This window comes from Streptomyces sp. NBC_00513, from assembly GCF_041431415.1.
Taxonomy (GTDB): Bacteria; Actinomycetota; Actinomycetes; order Streptomycetales; family Streptomycetaceae; genus Streptomyces.
Window position 1 is genome coordinate 5630829 of the sequence record NZ_CP107845.1, and the last position, 22631, is coordinate 5653459.

A 22631-nucleotide genomic window follows, 5' to 3' on the forward strand; every position below is an offset into this window, starting at 1 on the left:
TCAACAGCGTGCCAAAAATCAACGCCAAAAGTTGATACCCCGTCCATTTCGGTGGATGAGGTTCCTTTGAAAAAGACCTGTGAGGTCGCAACTTTCGGGTTGTGGTGCTTGCAGGCGATTACACAGCGAGGATGCAGTGGTCGATCGGTCTTATTCCGACATGATCGGCCCGCTCTAAGTGCGTGTGCACCCGATTACGGGTAAACATTCATGGAGAGTTTGATCCTGGCTCAGGACGAACGCTGGCGGCGTGCTTAACACATGCAAGTCGAACGATGAAGCCCTTCGGGGTGGATTAGTGGCGAACGGGTGAGTAACACGTGGGCAATCTGCCCTTCACTCTGGGACAAGCCCTGGAAACGGGGTCTAATACCGGATAACACTCCTGCCTGCATGGGTGGGGGTTAAAAGCTCCGGCGGTGAAGGATGAGCCCGCGGCCTATCAGCTTGTTGGTGGGGTAATGGCCCACCAAGGCGACGACGGGTAGCCGGCCTGAGAGGGCGACCGGCCACACTGGGACTGAGACACGGCCCAGACTCCTACGGGAGGCAGCAGTGGGGAATATTGCACAATGGGCGAAAGCCTGATGCAGCGACGCCGCGTGAGGGATGACGGCCTTCGGGTTGTAAACCTCTTTCAGCAGGGAAGAAGCGAAAGTGACGGTACCTGCAGAAGAAGCGCCGGCTAACTACGTGCCAGCAGCCGCGGTAATACGTAGGGCGCAAGCGTTGTCCGGAATTATTGGGCGTAAAGAGCTCGTAGGCGGCTTGTCACGTCGGATGTGAAAGCCCGAGGCTTAACCTCGGGTCTGCATTCGATACGGGCTAGCTAGAGTGTGGTAGGGGAGATCGGAATTCCTGGTGTAGCGGTGAAATGCGCAGATATCAGGAGGAACACCGGTGGCGAAGGCGGATCTCTGGGCCATTACTGACGCTGAGGAGCGAAAGCGTGGGGAGCGAACAGGATTAGATACCCTGGTAGTCCACGCCGTAAACGTTGGGAACTAGGTGTTGGCGACATTCCACGTCGTCGGTGCCGCAGCTAACGCATTAAGTTCCCCGCCTGGGGAGTACGGCCGCAAGGCTAAAACTCAAAGGAATTGACGGGGGCCCGCACAAGCAGCGGAGCATGTGGCTTAATTCGACGCAACGCGAAGAACCTTACCAAGGCTTGACATATACCGGAAAGCATTAGAGATAGTGCCCCCCTTGTGGTCGGTATACAGGTGGTGCATGGCTGTCGTCAGCTCGTGTCGTGAGATGTTGGGTTAAGTCCCGCAACGAGCGCAACCCTTGTCCTGTGTTGCCAGCATGCCCTTCGGGGTGATGGGGACTCACAGGAGACCGCCGGGGTCAACTCGGAGGAAGGTGGGGACGACGTCAAGTCATCATGCCCCTTATGTCTTGGGCTGCACACGTGCTACAATGGCCGGTACAATGAGCTGCGATACCGTGAGGTGGAGCGAATCTCAAAAAGCCGGTCTCAGTTCGGATTGGGGTCTGCAACTCGACCCCATGAAGTCGGAGTTGCTAGTAATCGCAGATCAGCATTGCTGCGGTGAATACGTTCCCGGGCCTTGTACACACCGCCCGTCACGTCACGAAAGTCGGTAACACCCGAAGCCGGTGGCCCAACCCGTAAGGGAGGGAGCTGTCGAAGGTGGGACTGGCGATTGGGACGAAGTCGTAACAAGGTAGCCGTACCGGAAGGTGCGGCTGGATCACCTCCTTTCTAAGGAGCACAGTACCGATTGCAGACAAATGTTCTGCACGGTCAGCTCATGGGTGGAACGTTGATTATTTGGCACGGTCTTCCAAGACATTCTGCAAGTACTGCCCTCGGGCGTGGAAAGCGGTGATGGTCGCGGAGGGTCGTGCCTGGCACGTTGTTGGGTATCTGAGGGTACGGCCGTAAAGGTTGTATCTTCGCGATGCCGGCCCCAGTGAACTTGATCCGTATGGGTCAGGGTGATGGGTGACTGGTCGTTGCTTGAGAACTACACAGTGGACGCGAGCATCTGTGGCCAAGTTTTTAAGGGCACACGGTGGATGCCTTGGCACCAGGAACCGATGAAGGACGTGAGAGGCCGCGATAGGCCCCGGGGAGCTGCCAACTGAGCTTTGATCCGGGGGTGTCCGAATGGGGAAACCCGGCAGTCGTCATGGGCTGTCACCCACTGCTGAACACATAGGCAGTGTGGAGGGAACGAGGGGAAGTGAAACATCTCAGTACCCTCAGGAAGAGAAAACAACCGTGATTCCGGGAGTAGTGGCGAGCGAAACCGGATGAGGCCAAACCGTATGCGTGTGATACCCGGCAGGGGTTGCGCATGCGGGGTTGTGGGAATTCTTTTGATCGGTCTGCCGGCCGGTCGGCGAGTCAGAAACCGTTGATGTAGTCGAAGGACATGCGAAAGGTCCGGCGTAGAGGGTAAGACCCCCGTAGACGAAACATCAGCGGCTTGCTTAAGAATCTCCCAAGTAGCACGGGGCCCGAGAAATCCCGTGTGAATCTGGCGGGACCACCCGCTAAGCCTAAATATTCCCTGGTGACCGATAGCGGATAGTACCGTGAGGGAATGGTGAAAAGTACCGCGGGAGCGGAGTGAAATAGTACCTGAAACCGTGTGCCTACAAGCCGTGGGAGCGTCGCGCATTGAGTTTACTCAATGCGTCGTGACTGCGTGCCTTTTGAAGAATGAGCCTGCGAGTTAGCGGTGTGTAGCGAGGTTAACCCGTGTGGGGAAGCCGTAGCGAAAGCGAGTCCGAATAGGGCGATTGAGTTGCACGCTCTAGACCCGAAGCGGAGTGATCTAGCCATGGGCAGGTTGAAGCGGAGGTAAGACTTCGTGGAGGACCGAACCCACCAGGGTTGAAAACCTGGGGGATGACCTGTGGTTAGGGGTGAAAGGCCAATCAAACTCCGTGATAGCTGGTTCTCCCCGAAATGCATTTAGGTGCAGCGTCGTGTGTTTCTTGCCGGAGGTAGAGCACTGGATAGGCGATGGGCCCTACCGGGTTACTGACCTTAGCCAAACTCCGAATGCCGGTAAGTGAGAGCACGGCAGTGAGACTGTGGGGGATAAGCTCCATGGTCGAGAGGGAAACAGCCCAGAGCATCGACTAAGGCCCCCAAGCGTACGCTAAGTGGGAAAGGATGTGGAGTCGCAGAGACAACCAGGAGGTTGGCTTAGAAGCAGCCACCCTTGAAAGAGTGCGTAATAGCTCACTGGTCAAGTGATTCCGCGCCGACAATGTAGCGGGGCTCAAGCGTACCGCCGAAGTCGTGTCATTCCAGCACATACCCCCAACGGGGGCTGGGATGGGTAGGGGAGCGTCGTGTGCCGGGTGAAGCAGCAGCGGAAGCTAGTTGTGGACGGTTCACGAGTGAGAATGCAGGCATGAGTAGCGATACACACGTGAGAAACGTGTGCGCCGATTGACTAAGGGTTCCTGGGTCAAGCTGATCTGCCCAGGGTAAGTCGGGACCTAAGGCGAGGCCGACAGGCGTAGTCGATGGACAACCGGTTGATATTCCGGTACCCGCTTTGAAACGCCCAATATCGAATCCTCTAATGCTAAGGCCGTGAAGCCGTTCCGGACCCTTCGGGGAAAGGAAAGTGGTGGAGCCGCCGATCCAAGGTGGTAGTAGGTAAGCGATGGGGTGACGCAGGAAGGTAGTCCAACCCGGGCGGTGGTAGTCCCGGGGTAAGGGTGTAGGCCGAGGGGTAGGCAAATCCGTCCCTCATTAAGGCTGAGACCTGATGCCGAGCCGATTGTGGTGAAGTGGATGATCCTATGCTGTCGAGAAAAGCCTCTAGCGAGTTTCATGGCGGCCCGTACCCTAAACCGACTCAGGTGGTCAGGTAGAGAATACCGAGGCGTTCGGGTGAACTATGGTTAAGGAACTCGGCAAAATGCCCCCGTAACTTCGGGAGAAGGGGGCCATCACTGGTGATCGGATTTACTCCGTGAGCTGGGGGTGGCCGCAGAGACCAGCGAGAAGCGACTGTTTACTAAAAACACAGGTCCGTGCGAAGCCGTAAGGCGATGTATACGGACTGACGCCTGCCCGGTGCTGGAACGTTAAGGGGACCGGTTAGTGCGCTTTCGGGCGTGCGAAGCTGAGAACTTAAGCGCCAGTAAACGGCGGTGGTAACTATAACCATCCTAAGGTAGCGAAATTCCTTGTCGGGTAAGTTCCGACCTGCACGAATGGCGTAACGACTTCTCGACTGTCTCAACCATAGGCCCGGTGAAATTGCACTACGAGTAAAGATGCTCGTTTCGCGCAGCAGGACGGAAAGACCCCGGGACCTTTACTATAGTTTGATATTGGTGTTCGGTTCGGCTTGTGTAGGATAGGTGGGAGACTTTGAAGCAGCCACGCCAGTGGTTGTGGAGTCGCCGTTGAAATACCACTCTGGTCGTGCTGGATGTCTAACCTCGGTCCGTGATCCGGATCAGGGACAGTGTCTGATGGGTAGTTTAACTGGGGCGGTTGCCTCCCAAAGGGTAACGGAGGCGCCCAAAGGTTCCCTCAGCCTGGTTGGCAATCAGGTGTTGAGTGTAAGTGCACAAGGGAGCTTGACTGTGAGACCGACGGGTCGAGCAGGGACGAAAGTCGGGACTAGTGATCCGGCGGTGGCTTGTGGAAGCGCCGTCGCTCAACGGATAAAAGGTACCCCGGGGATAACAGGCTGATCTTCCCCAAGAGTCCATATCGACGGGATGGTTTGGCACCTCGATGTCGGCTCGTCGCATCCTGGGGCTGGAGTCGGTCCCAAGGGTTGGGCTGTTCGCCCATTAAAGCGGTACGCGAGCTGGGTTTAGAACGTCGTGAGACAGTTCGGTCCCTATCCGCTGTGCGCGTAGGAATATTGAGAAGGGCTGTCCCTAGTACGAGAGGACCGGGACGGACGAACCTCTGGTGTGCCAGTTGTCCTGCCAAGGGCATGGCTGGTTGGCTACGTTCGGGAGGGATAACCGCTGAAAGCATCTAAGCGGGAAGCCTGCTTCAAGATGAGTATTCCCACCTCCTTGAGAGGGTAAGGCTCCCAGTAGACGACTGGGTTGATAGGCCAGATGTGGAAGCCCGGTAACGGGTGGAGCTGACTGGTACTAATAGGCCGAGGGCTTGTCCTCAGTTGCTCGCGTCCACTGTGTTAGTTCTGAAGTAACGAACTGTGTTCATATCCGGTTGGTTAACTTCATAGTGTTTCGGTGGTCATAGCGTTAGGGAAACGCCCGGTTTACATTCCGAACCCGGAAGCTAAGCCTTTCAGCGCCGATGGTACTGCAGGGGGGACCCTGTGGGAGAGTAGGACGCCGCCGAACAACCCGCCCTTTTAGCTCAGTCGGTAGAGCGTCTCCATGGTAAGGAGAAGGTCAACGGTTCGATTCCGTTAAAGGGCTCAATCAAAAAGGCCCCCGCCTCATGGCGGGGGCCTTTTTGCGTTCCCGAGGCCTTTCGGCGGATGCCGGACTTTGGGTGCCGGACGCAGAAAGGGCCGGCGCCGTGGAACGGGCCGGCCCTGACAGAGGGGACAGTGTTACTCGCCTTCGCGCTGATGCGGCACCCGGAAGGTGAGGATGGCCATGTCGTCCGAGGCGGGCTCGGCGGCGAAACGCTCGACGGCGCGCAGGACACGCGAGGCCACCGCGCCCGCGGTGAGGCCGGTACACGTGGTGAGAACCTCGGTGAGGCCGTCGTCGCCGAGCATGCGCGTGCCCTCGCGGCGTTCGGTGATGCCATCCGTGACACAGAGCAGGACATCGCCCGGATCCAGCATGAGGGTCTGCTCGTAGAGCTCCAGGTCATCCATGACACCGAGCAGGGGCTGCGGGTCCGCCGCAGGGGTGACCTCGCCGTTCGGACGCAGACGCAGCGGCAGCGGATGGCCCGCGCAGACCACCTTCATCAAGGCGCCGCCATTGGGCTGGGGATGGAGCTCGCCGTAGAGAAGGGTGAGGAAGCGGCTGCGGGCACCCTCGTCGAGAATGGCCGCGTTCAGCCGTTCCAGGACGGCCGGGCCGCCGAGGCCCTCGCGAGCCAGGAGGCGCAGGGCGTGCCGGGCGAGACCCGTGACCGCGGCCGCCTCCGGGCCGGTACCGCAGACATCACCGATGGCGAAGCCGTACACACCAGGGCGGATCGGAAAGACGTCGTAGAAGTCACCGCCGACCTCGTTGCCCTCGCCCGCCGCTCGGTAGATGACCTCGACCTCCATCCCGGGGATGGCGGGAGAGCCGGGCGGCAGCAGACTGCGTTGCAGGGAGCGGCTGATGGCGGTGCGCTCGGAGTACAGGCGCGCGTTGTCGAGGGCGAGAGCCGCCCTGCGGGACAGGTCGTCGGCGAGTTCGAGGATCTCCTGACGGAAGTGTTCCTCGCTCGGCCGGCCGAGCGTCAGCATCCCGATCACACGGTTGCGCGCCAGCAGGGGCAGGACGACCGTTTCGCCGCCCACCGTCAAGGACGCGTCGGGCCACGGGCGGGCGCCCGCCTCACGGACCGGCTCGGGCGGACTGACCTGCGACAGCAGGTCCTTGAGCCCGTCGATGCGTTCCTCGTCCTCGTGGAGCACGTACGACAGGTACGGATCGGAGGTCTGGTCGGCGATCGTGTAGACGGCACACCAGGTCGCCAGGGTCGGAACGGTCATCTGGGCCATGAGGGCCAGGGTCTGGTCCCGATCGAGGGTGCCGGCCAGCAGGTCGGAGGCCTCCACGAGGAAGGAGAGGGAGCCGCGCCGCAGACGTTCGAGTTCGCCCAGGCGGGCCGACTCCACGGCGAGGGCGATCCGGTCCGCGGCGAACTGCAGCCGCAGGGCGTCCTCGTTGGAGTAGCGGCCCGGATACTCGGTGGCCACGCCCAGCGATCCGGTCAGCCGGCCTTCGACCTTGAGCGGAACAGTGACCACCGACCGCATGCCGGTGGCCTCCAGGAGCGGCACTGCGCCCGGGACCGCGGAAAGGTCGTCGTGGACGGCGGGCATGCGCGCCGAGCCGTACCGATTGGTGCCGGCCTCGACCGGAACGCGGGCGAACCGCTGACGGGTCGAGGGAAGTCCGGTGGTGGCACGGACCTCCAACTCCGTTTCGTCGTCGGTCGCGAGCAGCAGGAAGGCCGAGTCCGCGTCGAGCATGTCGCGGGCGCGTTCGACGGTGCGCTGGAGCAGTCCGTCGAGGTCGTCGGGGGCCGGCGAACCGATGAACATCTCGAAGGGGTCCGGCAGCCGCGCCTCGTTGAGCTGGGCGCCATCGGAAGGAACCCGCAAGGGGCTCTGGAGCAGGGCGCGTTCGTCGTCGTGCACGAGCAGACAGACGATGGACGGTTCGCCGTGGGCGTCACGGACCCGCAAGTGGGAGGCGTAGACGGGGATGACGCGACCGTCGGCGCCGCGAATGCCGTAACTGCCCTCCCAGCGGGACAGCCTCAGAGCCTCGGCGATACCGGTACCGGTACCGGGAGTCTGCGGCCAGGCCGCGAGCTCGGCGAGCGGACGTCCGACGGCCTTCTCCGAGGGATGCCCGAAGATGTGCTCGGCATCCTCGTTCCAGGCGGAGACGGTGTCGGCGCCGTCGATCTGGAGGACGGCGACACGGACCCGGCTGTCGGCGAGGGGGAGCAACTGATCAGGGACGACGGGCCCGGCGGATCGGGTACCGACCGGACGGTCCGGGAGGTCCAGCCGGAACCACACGTGCTTGTGGGTGGCCGTGTACTCGACTCCCCAGCGGGTGGCGAGGGCGGCGCAGAGCATGAGGCCGCGGCCGTTCTCGCGGTCCGGATCGGCGTACGGGCGCTCTCCGGGGTGCTGGAGCGGAAGTTCACGCTCCGGGTACCTGTCGGCGACCTCGACGCGCACGCCGTCCTCGGCACGCAGGCACAGGACCTCGGCCCGGGTGCCGGCGTGGACCACGGCGTTGGTCACGAGTTCGCTGGTGAGCACCACCGCGTCGTCGACGATGTCCGCGAAGCCCCAGCCGTGGAGGGTGTCGCGGACGAACGCGCGGGCAGCGGCGACCGAACGCCCTAGAGGATCGAAACTGGCAGCCGCCCGTGCCGTGATCACAAGACTCCTTCGACGCGGTTGGACATCGGGTGCCAGGTTACTTACCTTCGCGGTTCCCGTGGTGCCGTCGTCCTGGATTCCACTCGCAGGGTACGGCCGGTGTGCGATGGTGCCGAAGTGTTATGGCCTGGTTCGGACAGGGTGAAACACTGGGCAGGCTTGAACAGCCGGGTTGTGGATAGAAGAGCCGGGTTGTGGTTGTTCGGAAATCCGGTGGAACAGTGGTCGACCCTTTCGGGAGGGACACGGTGGAGTCTGGCGCAGCGGTGCGGCGTACGGGAACGCGCCCCAAGGGGGGACGCTCTCGACGCAGCGGTACGACGGAAGTCGATACCGCCGCTCTGAACAGGCTGCTCACGGCCCTGGTGTCGATGCGGGACGGGAACTTCCGCAAGCGGCTGACGGTGTCCGGCGAGGGCGTGATGGCGGAGATCGCCGCCGTCTACAACGAGGTCGCCGACCGGAATCTGCATCTGACCGGGGAGCTGTCCCGGGTCCGGCGGATGGTGGGCCGCGAGGGGAAGCTCGGCGAACGGCTGGAAACAGGCGCTTGCGAGGGCTCCTGGGCGTCCGCGATCGACGCCTCGAACCAGTTGGTCGACGACCTGGCCAGGCCGGTGTCCGAGGTGGGTCGGGTGCTGTCGGCGGTCGCCGACGGCGATTTGGACCAGCGGATGGAGTTGCGGACGCAGACGGCCGACGGGGCCGGGCATCCGCTGCGCGGGGAGTTCCTCAAGGTCGGGCGTACGGTCAACAACCTGGTCGACCAGCTGTCCGCGTTCACCGACGAGGTGACGCGTGTGGCGCTGGAGGTGGGCACCGAGGGCAAGCTCGGTGGTCAGGCCCAGGTGCGCGGGATGTCCGGGTCCTGGAAGGACCTGACCGATTCCGTCAACACGATGGCGTACCGGCTCACCGCCCAGGTGCGTGACATTGCTCTCGTCACGACGGCGGTCGCGAAGGGCGACCTGTCGCGCAAGGTCACGGTGCACGTGGCCGGCGAGATGCTCCAGCTGAAGAACACCGTGAACACGATGGTGGACCAGCTGTCGTCGTTCTCCTCCGAGGTGACCCGCGTCGCCCGGGAGGTGGGTACGGAAGGCGAGCTCGGTGGCCAGGCGAAGGTGCCCGGGGTCGCGGGCGTGTGGAAGGACCTGACCGACTCCGTCAACACGATGGCGGGGAACCTGACCGCCCAGGTGCGGGGAATCGCCCAGGTGACGACGGCCGTCGCGAACGGCGACCTGTCGCAGAAGGTGCGGGTCAGCGCGCGCGGCGAGGTGGCGCAGCTGGCCGAAACGATCAACCAGATGACCGAGACGCTGCGGACCTTCGCCGACGAGGTCACGCGCGTGGCCAGCGAGGTCGGGGCCAAGGGAACGCTCGGTGGTCAGGCGCAGGTGCCGGGGGCCGCGGGGACGTGGAAGGACCTCACCGACTCGGTGAACACGGTCTTCCGCAACCTCACCACGCAGGTGCGGGACATCGCGACGGTGACGACGGCGGTCGCCAACGGTGATCTGTCGCAGAAGGTCACGGTCGACGTGGCCGGCGAGATGCTGGAGTTGAAGAACACCGTCAACACGATGGTGGACCAGCTGCAGTCCTTCGGCGCGGAAGTGACGCGTGTGGCCCGTGAGGTCGGCGTGGAGGGCGAGCTGGGTGGTCAGGCGCAGGTGCCGGGGGCCGCGGGGACGTGGAAGGACCTCACCGACTCGGTGAACACCGCTTTCCGCAACCTCACCGGGCAGGTCCGCAACATCGCCCAGGTGACGACGGCGGTCGCGAACGGTGATCTGTCGCAGAAGGTCACCGTGGACGTCTCCGGCGAGATGCTCCAGTTGAAGAACACCGTGAACACGATGGTGGATCAGCTGTCCTCGTTCGCGGACCAGGTCACGCGGATGGCGCGGGACGTGGGCACGGAGGGCCGGCTCGGTGGTCAGGCGCGGGTCGAGGGGGTGTCCGGCACCTGGAAGGAACTCACCGACTCCGTCAACTTCATGGCCGGCAACCTCACGTCCCAGGTGCGGCAGATCGCCCAGGTGACCACGGCGGTGGCGCGCGGTGATCTGTCGCAGAAGATCGACGTGGACGCCCGGGGCGAGATCCTGGAGCTGAAGAACACCATCAACACGATGGTCGACCAGCTCTCGGCCTTCGCGGAGCAGGTGACCCGGGTGGCCCGGGACGTGGGCACGGAGGGCCGGCTCGGCGGTCAGGCGCAGGTGCCCGGCGTGGCCGGGGTGTGGCGCGACCTGACCGACTCGGTGAACGGCATGGCCGGGAACCTGACCTCGCAGGTGCGCAACATCGCGCAGGTCGCGACGGCGGTGGCGCGCGGTGATCTGTCGCAGAAGATCGACGTGGACGCCCGGGGCGAGATCCTGGAGCTGAAGAACACCCTCAACACGATGGTCGACCAGCTGTCCAACTTCGCGGAGCAGGTGACCCGCGTCGCCCGCGAGGTGGGCACGGAGGGCATCCTCGGCGGCCAGGCGGAGGTGAAGGGTGTCTCGGGCACCTGGAAGGACCTCACGCAGTCCGTCAACTTCATGGCGAACAACCTGACCTCGCAGGTGCGCAACATCGCCGAGGTGACCACGGCCGTCGCGATGGGTGACTTGTCGAAGAAGATCACGGTTGACGCCAAGGGCGAGATCCTGGAGCTCGTCACCACCGTGAACACGATGGTGGACCAGCTGTCCTCCTTCGCCGAGCAGGTGACGCGAGTGGCGCGCGAGGTGGGCACCGAGGGCATCCTCGGCGGCCAGGCCCGGGTGCGGGGCGTGACCGGCATCTGGAAGGACCTCAGCGACAACGTCAACACCATGGCCGGGAACCTGACGGCGCAGGTGCGCGGGATCGCGCAGGTCTCGGCGGCGGTCGCCAACGGCGATCTGACGAAGAAGGTCACGGTCGAGGCGCGCGGCGAGGTCGCGCAGCTCGCGGACACCGTGAACACGATGGTCAAGACGCTGTCCTCGTTCGCCGACGAGGTGACCCGGGTGGCCCGCGAGGTGGGCACCGAGGGACGGCTGGGCGGGCAGGCGCACGTGCCCGGTGTGTCGGGGACGTGGAAGGACCTCACCGACTCGGTGAACTTCATGGCGTCCAACCTCACCGGTCAGGTGCGGCAGATCGCCATGGTCACGACCGCCATCGCCAAGGGCGACATGACCAAGAAGATCGACATCGACGCCCGGGGCGAGATCCTGGAGCTCAAGACCACCATCAACACGATGGTCGACCAGCTGTCCTCCTTCGCCGACCAGGTGACCCGGGTGGCCCGTGAGGTGGGCACCGAGGGCATCCTCGGCGGCCAGGCGCGCGTGCGCGACGTGGACGGCACCTGGCGGGATCTGACCGAGTCCGTGAACGAGATGGCCGGGAACCTGACCCGGCAGGTGCGGGCCATCGCGGCCGTGGCGACCGCGGTGACCCGCGGGGACCTGAGCCTGAAGGTCGACGTGGACGCGGCCGGTGAGATCCAGGTCCTCCAGGACAACATCAACACGATGATCGTGAACCTGCGCGACACCACCTTGGCCAACAAGGAGCAGGACTGGCTCAAGGGCAACCTCGCCCGGATCTCCGCCCTGATGCAGGGACGCCGGGAGCTGGACGACGTGGCTTCGCTGATCATGAGCGAACTGACCCCCGTGGTCTCCGCGCAGCACGGCGCCTTCTTCCTGGCGCTGCCGGCCGGGGGGACCACCGAGATCGGGACGGAGGGCGGCGCGGACGGCTCGTACGAACTGCGGATGCGCGGCAGTTACGCGTACGCGGGCGGCCAGATGCCGATCTCGTTCCGGCCGGGGGAGGGGTTGATCGGGACGGTCGCGGAGGAGAAGCGGACGATCCTCGTCGAGAACACCCCGCCCGGCTATCTGAGGATCTCCTCGGGCCTGGGCGAGGCGCCGCCGGCGCACGTGATCGTGCTGCCGGTGCTGTTCGAGGGGAAGGTGCTCGGTGTGATCGAGCTGGCCTCCTTCACCCCGTTCACGCAGATCCAGAAGGACTTCCTGAGTCAGATCGCCGAGATGATCGGCACGAGCGTCAACACGATCAGCGTCAACTCCAAGACGGAGATGCTGCTCAAGCAGTCGCAGGAGATGACCGAGCAACTGCGAGAGCGCTCCGATGAGTTGGAGAACCGGCAGAAGGCGCTCCAGGCGGCGAACGCCGAGTTGGAGGAGAAGGCGGAGCTGCTGGCCCAGCAGAACCGCGACATCGAGGTGAAGAACACCGAGATCGAGGAGGCCCGGCAGGTCCTGGAGGAGCGCGCCGAGCAGCTCGCGGTGTCGATGCGGTACAAGTCCGAGTTCCTGGCGAACATGTCGCACGAGCTGCGGACCCCGCTCAACTCGCTGTTGATCCTGGCGAAGCTGCTGGCCGACAACGCGGACGAGAACCTGTCGCCGAAGCAGGTGGAGTTCGCGGAGACCATCCACGGCGCCGGTTCCGACCTGCTGCAGCTGATCAACGACATCCTCGACCTGTCGAAGGTCGAGGCCGGGAAGATGGACGTCTCGCCGACCCGGATCGCGCTGGTCCAGCTCGTGGACTACGTGGAGGCCACCTTCCGGCCGCTGACCGCGGAGAAGGGCCTGGACTTCTCGGTACGGGTGTCACCTGAGCTCCCGGCGACCCTGCACACCGACGAGCAGCGGCTGCTCCAGGTGCTGCGCAACCTGCTGTCCAACGCGGTGAAGTTCACCGACGGCGGGGCGGTGGAACTGGTGATCCGGCCCGCCGGCGCGGACGTGCCGACGGCGATCCGGGAGCAGTTGCTGGAGGCGGGTTCGCTGCGCGAGGCGGACGCGGACCTGATCGCGTTCTCGGTGACCGACACCGGGATCGGGATCGCGGCGAGCAAGATGCTGGTGATCTTCGAGGCGTTCAAGCAGGCGGACGGCACCACCAGCAGGAAGTACGGAGGCACGGGGCTCGGACTGTCCATCAGTCGGGAGATCGCCCGCCTGCTGGGCGGTGAGATCCACGCGGCCAGCGAGCCCGGTCGGGGCTCGACCTTCACGCTGTACCTGCCGCTGCACCCGAGCGAGCTGCCGCCGCAGGGGTACGCCCCGCCGGCGCCCGGTGGCGCGCGCGGGGAGTACCGCAGGCCGGTCGAGGAGGCACGGCCCGCACCGGCGCTGCCGGCGGCGCCCGCGCCCGCACCGCAGGCCCAGGACCGGTCGGCGCGGCCCGCGCTGCCGGCGGCCGAGGTGGGCGGGGGCGGTCAGCAGAGCGGCCCGGCCGCGCTGTTCCGGCGGCGCCGCAAGTCGCTGAGCGACCTGGAGCCGCGTACGGCGGTTCCCGGGCAGCCCCACGCCGAGGACGGCTGGGGCGGCGCCGAGGACGAACTCCCGGTGGTTCCGCGCAAGTACGACTTCCATGGCGAGAAGGTGCTCATCGTGGACGACGACGTGCGCAACGTCTTCGCGCTCACCAGCGTCCTGGAACAGCACGGGTTGTCGGTGCTGTACGCGGAGAACGGGCGGGAGGGCATCGAGGTCCTGGAGCAGCACGACGACGTCACGGTCGTTCTGATGGACATCATGATGCCGGAGATGGACGGGTACGCCACGACCTCGGCGATCCGGCGGATGCCGCAGTTCGCGGGTCTGCCGATCATCGCGCTGACGGCGAAGGCGATGCAGGGCGACCGGGAGAAGGCGATCGATTCCGGCGCTTCCGACTACGTCACCAAGCCGGTTGAACCCGACTACCTGCTGTCGGTGATGGAGCAGTGGATGCGTGGGAAGTGATCGTCGGGCGACAACCCTGATATCAATTGTTGACTCAGTGTGGCCGTAACGGTGTGGGAGGACGGGATGCGGGGAACCTTCTGCTCTCCCACACCGTTTCTGCTTCGTGCACAGTGACATCTTGGTGACAGGGTGTGGCGATCTCGGGACTGGGGCTACGATGACCGGCACAAGGACGGACGGCGCAAGGATGCCGTCCTCTGGGGCGGGGCCCGGCGTACAGGCCGGTGCCCGGAGCCGGGGAGGCCCCATGCCGGGGCGAGGAGGACAGGGCATGGTGCAGAAGGCCAAGATCCTCCTGGTCGACGACCGGCCGGAGAATCTGCTGGCGCTGGAGGCCATCCTCTCCGCGCTCGATCAGACACTGGTCCGGGCGTCGTCCGGGGAGGAAGCGCTCAAGGCGCTGTTGACGGACGATTTCGCGGTCATCCTGCTGGATGTGCAGATGCCGGGCATGGACGGTTTCGAGACGGCCGCGCACATCAAGCGGCGGGAACGGACCCGGGACATCCCGATCATCTTCCTCACCGCGATCAATCACGGTCCGCACCACACCTTCCGCGGTTACGCGGCGGGCGCGGTCGACTACATCTCGAAACCGTTCGACCCGTGGGTGCTGCGCGCCAAGGTGTCGGTCTTCGTGGAGCTGTACACGAAGAACTGCCAGCTGCGGGAGCAGGCGGCGCTGCTGCGACTCCAACTGGAGGGCGGCGGGACCAACGGCGACGGCAGCAAGGAGACGGCCGGACTGCTGGCCGAGCTCTCCGCGCGGCTCGCGGCGGTCGAGGAACAGGCCGAGGCGCTGACGAAGCAACTCGGTGAGGAATCCGCCGACGCGGCCGTGGTGGCGACCGCGGCGCATTTGGAACGCAAGCTGACCGGACTGCGCAGAGCGCTGGACGCGCTCGAACCGGGAACCGGCGGCGGAGCGGCGGTACTGCCCGCCCAGGGCTGACGGCGTCGGCCCCGCGGGCCCCGGTGCGGGCCCGCCTGGGTGTGCGTCAGGTCTGGCGGTGCGTCAAAGCACCGCCGACCGCGGCGACACGAACGGGTGAAGGGGTGGGCACGCGCGTCCACCGGCGTGCGCACCGGTAACCTCGCCCCCATGGCCTCAAGTACGTCCGGCAAGGGTTCCCAGCGCGCCGCGGGCACCGCGAAGGGCCGCACCGGCCGTACGGCGGCCCCGGCGAAGAAGACCGCTCCCGCGCGCAAGCCGCCCGCGAAGAAGGTCGGGGCGGCCCGCCGCGCCCCGGTCAAGAAGGTGCCGGCCAAGCCCGCGCCGTCCCCGACCGGGGGCGTGGTGCGGCTGGTGCGCGCCTGTTGGCTCGGCCTCGCCCACGGGGTCGGCGCCGTCTTCCGCGGTGTCGGCCAGGGCGCCAGGAACCTCGACCCCGCGCACCGCAAGGACGGCCTCGCGCTGCTGCTCCTCGCCCTCGCGCTGATCGTCGCCGCCGGAACCTGGTCGAACCTGAGCGGTCCCGTCGGCGATCTGGTCACGATGTTGGTCACCGGTGCCTTCGGGCGACTGGATCTGCTCGTACCGATCCTGCTCGGCGTGATGGCCGTGCGGTTCATCCGGCACCCCGAGCAGACCGACGCCAACGGCCGCATCGGCATCGGCCTGTCCGCGCTCGTGATCGGCGTCCTGGGCCTGGTCCACATCGGCTGCGGGGCACCCGGCCGCGACGAGGGCACCACCGCGATGCAGAACGCGGGCGGGCTCATCGGATGGGCCGCCTCCAAGCCGCTGATCTTCACCATGGGCGCGCCGCTGGCCGTGCCCATGCTGGTGCTGCTCACCGTCTTCGGCCTGCTGGTGGTCACGGCCACGCCGGTCAACGCGATCCCGCAGCGGCTGCGGCGGCTCGGGATCCGGCTCGGGATCATCGCGCCGAACGAGTACGACGAGGACTACGGGGACGCGGAGCAGCCCGCCGACCGGCACGACGCCGAGCGCTGGCGGGCCCGCGCCGGGGCGGAGGAGCCCGCCGGGCCGCTGGATCCCGCCGACGCCGCCGAGGAGGCCGCGCTGGCCCGGCGCCGCAGGCCGAGGCGGTCCGCGCCCAGGACCGGCATGGACGCCGTCGACGTGGCGGCCGCGGCGGCCGCCGCACTGGACGGGGTGGTCTACGGCGGAATGCCTCCGTCCCCGCTGGTCGCGGACCTCACCCAGGGGATCTCCCCCGACCCCGAGGGCGCGGAGCTCACCACTCCCGTGCCGCCCGCGCGCGGTGCGCGGCCCGCCGTCCTCCCGGACCCCGCACCCGCCCCGAGGCCCGCGGCGCCCGAGCCCGCCGCGGCGGCCGCGTCCGTTCCGGCGGCCGTGCCCGCGTCCGCCGAGCGCCCGCACGACACCACCGCCGCGGCCTCCGGGACCCTGTCGGTACCGGACCTGACGAAGGCGTCGCCGGAACCCCGATCGCTGTCGCCGCGCTCCGAGCAGCTCCAGCTGCGCGGCGACATCACGTACGTCAAACCCCGGCTGGACCTGCTGGAGCGCGGCGGTCCCGGCAAGACCCGCAGCGCCGCCAACGACGCGGTCGTCGCCTCGCTGACCAACGTCTTCATGGAGTTCAAGGTCGACGCGTCCGTCACCGGTTTCACCCGGGGCCCGACGGTCACCCGCTACGAGGTGACGCTGGGCGCGGCCGTGAAGGTCGAGCGGATCACGGCGCTGGCCAAGAACATCGCCTACGCCGTCGCCTCGCCGGACGTACGGATCATCAGCCCCATCCCGGGCAAGTCGGCGGTCGGCATCGAGATCCCGAACACCGACCGCGAGATGGTCAACCTCGGCGACGTGCTGCGCCTCGCGGACGCCGCCGAGGACGACCACCCGATGCTGGTGGCGCTCGGCAAGGACGTCGAGGGCGGCTACGTCATGGCCAACCTCGCCAAGATGCCGCACGTGCTGGTCGCCGGCGCCACCGGCTCCGGCAAGTCCTCCTGCATCAACTGCCTGATCACCTCGGTGATGATCCGGGCCACCCCGGAGGAGGTGAAGATGGTGCTGGTCGACCCCAAGCGGGTGGAGCTGACCGCGTACGAGGGCATCCCGCACCTGATCACGCCGATCATCACCAACCCCAAGCGGGCCGCCGAGGCCCTGCAGTGGGTCGTACGCGAGATGGACCTGCGCTACGACGACCTCGCGGCCTTCGGGTACCGGCACATCGACGACTTCAACCAGGCCATCCGCGACGGCAAGATCAAACTGCCGCCGGGCAGCGAACGTGAGCTCACCCCGTACCCGTATCTGCTGGTGATCGTGGACGAGCTCGCCGACCTGATGATGGTCGCGCCGCGCGACGTCGAGGACTCGATCGTCCGCATCACCCAGTTGGCCCGAGCGGCCGGCATCCATCTGGTGCTCGCCACCCAGCGGCCCTCGGTGGACGTGGTCACCGGCCTGATCAAGGCGAACGTGCCCTCGCGGCTCGCCTTCGCCACCTCCTCGCTCGCGGACAGCCGGGTCATCCTGGACCAGCCCGGTGCCGAGAAGCTGATCGGCAAGGGTGACGGACTGTTCCTGCCGATGGGCGCGAACAAGCCGGTCCGTCTCCAGGGGGCCTTCGTCACCGAGGAGGAGATCTCCGGGGTGGTCCAACACTGCAAGGAGCAGATGACCCCCGTCTTCCGCGACGACGTCACGGTCGGGCAGAAGCAGAAGAAGGAGATCGACGAGGAGATCGGCGACGACCTGGACCTCCTGTGCCAGGCGGCGGAGCTGGTCGTCTCCACCCAGTTCGGCTCCACCTCGATGCTCCAGCGCAAGCTGCGGGTCGGTTTCGCCAAGGCCGGACGGCTCATGGACCTGATGGAATCGCGCGGGATCGTCGGCCCCAGCGAGGGGTCGAAGGCCCGCGACGTGATGGTGAAACCGGACGAGCTGGACGAGGTCCTGGCCGTCATCCGAGGCGAGTCCCACCCGTAACAAATGGGCGGGCAACCGTTTCCCCTCGGCGCGCGTCAAGTTGAGGGAGACGCAGGCCCCGCGCCCTCGGTACGAGGTCGTCCCACCCGTTTCACCTGTTCCACTCGTCACGCACCGCTGCGGAATCCCCGCGCTGTTCGGATCACCATTCGGATGGCGTAGGGAGTCCACCCTCCGGTTGCTCCACCCTTTCGTCACCCCCCTAGACTGGTAATCCAGCAGGTGGCTACACGCTCGAAAGGCGCCCTCGTGTCCATCGGCAACGCCAACTCCCCCGAAGAAGAGCGGCCTTCGACCGACGACCGGTCCGAGGACCGCATCGTCGAACGTCCCGTCGAAGGACCGTCCATCGGGACGGCCCTCAAGAAGGCCCGGATCGTCGCCGGGCTCACTGTCGACGAGGTCAGTTCCACCACCCGCGTGCGCATCCCGATCGTGCACGCGATCGAAGAAGACGATTTCACGCGGTGCGGCGGCGACGTCTACGCCCGCGGTCACATCCGTACCCTCGCCCGTGCCGTGGGCCTCGATCCGGAACCCCTGGTCGACGCGTACGACGCGGCTCACGGCGGCCGGCCGGCACCCACCCCCGCCGCGCCGATGTTCGAAGCCGAGCGGATCCGTCCCGAACGGCAGCGGCCCAACTGGACCGCCGCCATGGTCGCCGCCATCGTCGCCGTGATCGGCTTCGTGGGCTTCACCGCCTTCAGCGGTGGCGACGAGAAGGGCAAGCGACCCGTCGCGGAGGGAACCGCCTCCCCGAAGCCCGCTCCCAAGCAGGCCGGGAAGCCGGCCGCCTCGCCGTCGCAGAGCCCGAAGGCCCCCAAGCCGGAGCCCTCGGACAGCGCCATCGCGGCCGCGCCCAAGGACCTCGTCACGGTGGTCCTGACGGCCGACAGCGGCGAGAGCTGGATCTCGGCGAAGGACCACAACGGCCGACTCCTGTTCGACGGCACTCTCGCGCAGGGTGAGTCGAAGACCTTCACGGACAAGGAGTCCATCGACCTCGTACTCGGCGACGCCGGGGCCGTGCACCTCTTCGTGAACGGCAAGGAGATCAAGGACACCTTCCAGGCGGGTCAAGTGGAACGTCTCACCTACACCAAGGACGACCCGCGCCAGGGCCAGGCCCAAGCGGGCTGAACCCCTACGGAACAAGCACTTCCGGATCCCCGGGACGCCGCGCCGCGTCCCGGGGATCCTGCCGTGGTGGGACGTGGGGCGGGGGCCGCCGCCGGGACGAAGTAGTCTTGAGTCCATGCCCGAACGCCGTACCGTCGCCCTTGTCACTCTTGGCTGCGCCCGTAACGAGGTGGACTCGGAGGAGCTCGCAGGCCGCTTGGCGGCGGATGGCTGGGAGCTCGTCGAGGACGCCGCCGACGCGGACGTCGCCGTCGTCAACACCTGCGGCTTCGTCGAAGCCGCAAAGAAGGATTCCGTAGACGCCCTGCTGGAAGCCAACGATCTCAAGGATCACGGCAAGACCCAGGCCGTCGTCGCCGTCGGCTGTATGGCCGAGCGCTACGGCAAGGAACTCGCCGAAGCGCTCCCCGAGGCCGACGGCGTGCTCGGATTCGACGACTACGCCGACATCTCCGACCGCCTCCAGACCATCCTCAACGGCGGCATCCACGCCTCCCACACCCCCCGCGACCGGCGCAAGCTGCTGCCGATCAGCCCCGCGGCCCGCCAGGACGCGGAGGTGGCCCTGCCCGGCCACGCGCAGGAGCCGGTCGCCGAGGCGCCCGCCGACCTGCCCGACGGGCTCGCGCCCGCCTCCGGGCCGCGCGCGCCCCTGCGCCGCCGCCTGGACAAGAGCCCCGTCGCCTCCGTCAAGCTGGCCTCCGGCTGCGACCGGCGCTGCTCCTTCTGCGCCATCCCGTCCTTCCGCGGCTCCTTCATCTCGCGCCGTCCCAGCGACGTGCTGGGCGAGACCCGCTGGCTCGCGGAACAGGGCGTCAAGGAGATCATGCTGGTCTCCGAGAACAACACCTCGTACGGCAAGGACCTGGGCGACATCCGCCTGCTGGAGACCCTGCTGCCGGAGCTGGCCGAGGTGGAGGGCATCGAGCGCGTCCGCGTCAGCTACCTCCAGCCCGCCGAGATGCGGCCCGGGCTGATCGACGTGCTGACCTCGACCCCCAAGGTCGTCCCGTACTTCGACCTGTCCTTCCAGCACTCGGCCCCCGACGTGCTGCGCTCCATGCGCCGCTTCGGTGACACCGACCGGTTCCTGGAACTGCTCGACACCATCCGCTCCAAGGCCCCGCAGGCCGGCGTCCGGTCCAACTTCATCGTCGGGTTCCCCGGCGAGAAGGAGTCGGACTTCAAGGAGCTGGAGCGTTTCCTCACCCACGCGAGGCTCGACGCCATCGGCGTCTTCGGCTACTCGGACGAGGACGGCACCGAAGCCGTCACCTACGACGGCAAGCTGGACGAGGACACCATCGCGGAGCGGCTCGCGCACATGCAGCGGCTGGCCGAGGAGCTCACCTCGCAGCGCGCGGAGGAGCGGATCGGCGAGACCCTGGAGGTCCTCGTGGAGTCCGTCGAGTCCGTGGACGAGGACGGCGAGGGCGCCTACGGGCGCGCCGCCCACCAGGCCCCCGAAACGGACGGCCAGGTGGTCTTCACGGACGGCACGGGTCTGGTCCCCGGGCGTATCGTCACGGCAAAGGTGGTCGGCACCCTCGGTGTCGACCTGGTCGCGGAGCCCTTGGGCCTGGATCTTGAGGAGGCGGCCGGATGACCGGAGTCCCGGCGTCTGCGGCGGGCGGGACCGGCCGCCGGCCGGCACCCGGCGCGAAGGTCGGGGCTACGGCCGTCCATGAGGCGGGCCTGTGGAACATCGCCAACATCCTGACGATGATCCGGCTCGTGCTGGTGCCGGGATTCGTCCTGCTGCTGCTCGCCGACGGGGGATACGACCCCGTCTGGCGGGCGTGGGCGTGGGCGGCGTTCGCCGTGGCCATGATCACGGACATCTTCGACGGGCACCTCGCCCGGACGTACAACCTGGTCACGGATTTCGGGAAGATCGCCGACCCCATCGCCGACAAGGCGATCATGGGGTCGGCGCTGATCTGTCTCTCCTGGCTCGGTGACCTGCCCTGGTGGGTCACCGGGGTCATCCTCGGGAGGGAACTCGGGATCACGCTGATGCGCTTCTGGGTGATCCGCTACGGGGTCATCCCGGCGAGCCGGGGCGGCAAGATGAAGACCCTCGCGCAGGGGACGGCCGTGGGCATGTACGTCCTCGCGCTGACCGGACCGCTGGCCACGATGCGGTTCTGGGTGATGGCGGTCGCCGTCGTGTTGACCGTGGTCACCGGCCTGGACTACATCCGGCAGGCCGTCGTACTGCGTCGCAAGGGCCTCGCCGCGGAGCTGGCCGTGGAGCGGGCCGCGAGGTGACGCACGGCGCGGGTGATTTCTCGGTGGCCGATGGTGCGGCGGAAGCCGGCGCCGGGGTCGTCGAGATGGCCGGAGACGTACTGCGACTGCTCGCGGAGAGTAACCAGACGGTCGCCGTCGCGGAGTCCCTCACCGGCGGCATGGTGGCCGCGGGGATCACCTCCGTGCCCGGAGCGTCGAAGTCCTTCCGCGGCTCGGTCACGGCGTACGCGACCGAGCTCAAACACCGGATCCTCGGAGTGGACGCCGATCTGCTGGCCGCCGAGGGCGCCGTGAACGCCCAGGTGGCGCTGGAGATGGCCACCGGCGTCCGACGGATCACGGGGGCGTCGTGGGGGATCGCGACGACCGGGGTGGCCGGTCCGGACCCGCAGGACGGGCAGCCGGTGGGAACGGTTTTCATCGCCGTGGTGGGGCCCGCGGGCAGGAAAACAGCCCGGCTGTGGTTGAACGGCTCCCGTACGGAAATCCGTAGGGAGAGTGCACGGACAGTGCTCGAACTTCTCTCGAGCGAACTCCGCGAGAATCTGCGGGGGCAGGATACGGAACAGAACGGGGGGATTTGATGTTTGCAGCCCTGAGTGAACACGACATAGCTCCCCGCACGGCCGCGGCGCGAGGCGGTACGGTGGGGCGTGAAGGTTACGGCTACACGGTCAGAGGAGGGAGCCACCGATGATTCTGCTCCGTCGCCTGCTGGGTGACGTGCTGCGTCGGCAGCGCCAGCGCCAGGGCCGTACTCTGCGCGAGGTCTCCTCGTCCGCCCGAGTTTCGCTCGGCTATCTCTCCGAGGTGGAGCGGGGGCAGAAGGAGGCATCTTCCGAGCTGCTCTCCGCGATCTGCGACGCGCTTGACGTACGGATGTCCGAGCTGATGCGGGAAGTCAGCGACGAACTGTCGTTGGCAGAGCTTGCGCAGTCGGCCGCGGCAAGCGAACCGGTGCCGGCACCGGTGCGCCCGATGCTCAATTCGGTCTCCGTGACCTCGGTCGCGGGAACCACGGAACGGGTGACCATCAAGGCCCCCGTGGAAGCGGTGAACGTCGTAGCCGCGTGAGTCCAAGCGTATGAGTGTGGCTGGAGCCCCGGTCGGTGCGAGATGCATCGGGTGGGGTTCCTTGCTGTGTGCCCTTCCTCGTCGCGCTCCGTGCCTCAGGTGTCTCCGCGGGAGCGTGCCGGGTCGTTCTGGGTGCGGCGGGCAGGGGGGTGCGGGAGGATGGGCGCGTCCGAATCCCCGCCTCCCGGGAGGCAGCCGTGCGGCGGCTACTGATACCCCTTGCGCTGACCGTGGGCGTGCTGTGGTGGTGGGCCGTGCTGCGGCTGGCCCTGGCGCCCGTGGAGTCCGGACCCGTGGAGGGTGCGGTGGCGATCGGCGGCTGGGGGCTGGGGCTCCTGCCGGTGCACTGCGTCCCGAGGCCCGAGCGGGCGCGCCGGAAGG

9 protein-coding genes, 1 tRNA gene and 3 rRNA genes are annotated in these 22631 nt (G+C 66.6%); 12 read left to right on the forward strand and 1 reads right to left on the reverse strand.

Annotation, left to right across the window (positions count from 1 at the left end; translation table 11 throughout):
* Positions 1-207: 207 nt before the first annotated feature.
* From OHA84_RS26075 to OHA84_RS26090, 4 genes are all read left to right on the forward strand, one after another.
* A 16S ribosomal RNA gene (locus tag OHA84_RS26075) occupies positions 208-1732 on the forward strand.
* Between the two features lie 290 nt (positions 1733-2022).
* Positions 2023-5145, forward strand: a 23S ribosomal RNA gene (locus OHA84_RS26080).
* A gap of 74 nt (positions 5146-5219) precedes the next feature.
* Positions 5220-5337, forward strand: a 5S ribosomal RNA gene (gene rrf / locus OHA84_RS26085).
* Together the 16S, 23S and 5S rRNA genes with 1 tRNA gene alongside form the textbook arrangement of a ribosomal RNA operon.
* Before the next feature lie 5 nt (positions 5338-5342).
* A tRNA-Thr gene (locus tag OHA84_RS26090) sits at positions 5343-5415 on the forward strand.
* Between the two features lie 137 nt (positions 5416-5552).
* On the opposite strand, the gene OHA84_RS26095 is transcribed toward OHA84_RS26090, so the two are convergent.
* The gene (locus tag OHA84_RS26095; RefSeq protein WP_266950235.1) at positions 5553-8075 is read right to left on the reverse strand and encodes a SpoIIE family protein phosphatase; all 2523 of its coding nucleotides are present in this window, start codon (positions 8073-8075) and stop codon (positions 5553-5555) included.
* Positions 8076-8323: 248 nt separating this feature from the next.
* Here OHA84_RS26095 and OHA84_RS26100 point away from each other — a divergent pair, with 248 nt between their 5' ends.
* The 8 genes from OHA84_RS26100 (at position 8324) to OHA84_RS26135 (ending at position 22250) form a co-directional block, all read left to right on the forward strand.
* Positions 8324-13846 (forward strand): HAMP domain-containing protein, encoded by a 5523-nt coding sequence (locus OHA84_RS26100; RefSeq protein WP_199826627.1) that lies wholly within the window; start codon positions 8324-8326, stop codon positions 13844-13846.
* Between the two features lie 274 nt (positions 13847-14120).
* Entirely contained in the window at positions 14121-14801 is a 681-nt protein-coding gene (locus OHA84_RS26105; protein ID WP_053682241.1) for a two-component system response regulator, read from the forward strand.
* 150 nt (positions 14802-14951) lie between these two features.
* Positions 14952-17780, forward strand: coding sequence for a DNA translocase FtsK (locus tag OHA84_RS26110; protein WP_266969541.1), 2829 nt, complete (start codon positions 14952-14954; stop codon positions 17778-17780).
* 249 nt (positions 17781-18029) lie between these two features.
* Entirely contained in the window at positions 18030-18923 is an 894-nt protein-coding gene (locus tag OHA84_RS26115) for a RodZ domain-containing protein (RefSeq protein WP_053682242.1), read from the forward strand.
* Positions 18924-19038: 115 nt separating this feature from the next.
* Entirely contained in the window at positions 19039-20529 is a 1491-nt protein-coding gene (gene rimO, locus OHA84_RS26120; RefSeq protein WP_266950243.1) for a 30S ribosomal protein S12 methylthiotransferase RimO, read from the forward strand.
* On the forward strand, positions 20526-21194 hold the full coding sequence (gene pgsA, locus OHA84_RS26125) for a CDP-diacylglycerol--glycerol-3-phosphate 3-phosphatidyltransferase (protein ID WP_053682244.1): 669 nt from the start codon (positions 20526-20528) through the stop codon (positions 21192-21194). The genes rimO and pgsA overlap by 4 nt, the downstream gene beginning before the upstream one ends.
* A 65-nt stretch (positions 21195-21259) precedes the next feature.
* Complete coding sequence (locus OHA84_RS26130; RefSeq protein ID WP_266973949.1) at positions 21260-21760, forward strand: CinA family protein; 501 nt, start codon at positions 21260-21262, stop codon at positions 21758-21760.
* Positions 21761-21869: 109 nt separating this feature from the next.
* Positions 21870-22250, forward strand: coding sequence for a helix-turn-helix domain-containing protein (locus OHA84_RS26135; protein WP_053682245.1), 381 nt, complete (start codon positions 21870-21872; stop codon positions 22248-22250).
* Positions 22251-22631 lie beyond the last annotated feature (381 nt).

Coding starts and splice junctions, on each gene's coding strand:
- OHA84_RS26135 (WP_053682245.1), top strand. CDS start 21,870: ATGATTCTGCTCCGTCGCCTGCTGGGTGACGTGCTGCGTCGGCAGCGC.
- OHA84_RS26110 (WP_266969541.1), top strand. CDS start 14,952: ATGGCCTCAAGTACGTCCGGCAAGGGTTCCCAGCGCGCCGCGGGCACC.
- OHA84_RS26105 (WP_053682241.1), top strand. CDS start 14,121: ATGGTGCAGAAGGCCAAGATCCTCCTGGTCGACGACCGGCCGGAGAAT.
- rimO (WP_266950243.1), top strand. CDS start 19,039: ATGCCCGAACGCCGTACCGTCGCCCTTGTCACTCTTGGCTGCGCCCGT.
- OHA84_RS26130 (WP_266973949.1), top strand. CDS start 21,260: ATGGCCGGAGACGTACTGCGACTGCTCGCGGAGAGTAACCAGACGGTC.
- pgsA (WP_053682244.1), top strand. CDS start 20,526: ATGACCGGAGTCCCGGCGTCTGCGGCGGGCGGGACCGGCCGCCGGCCG.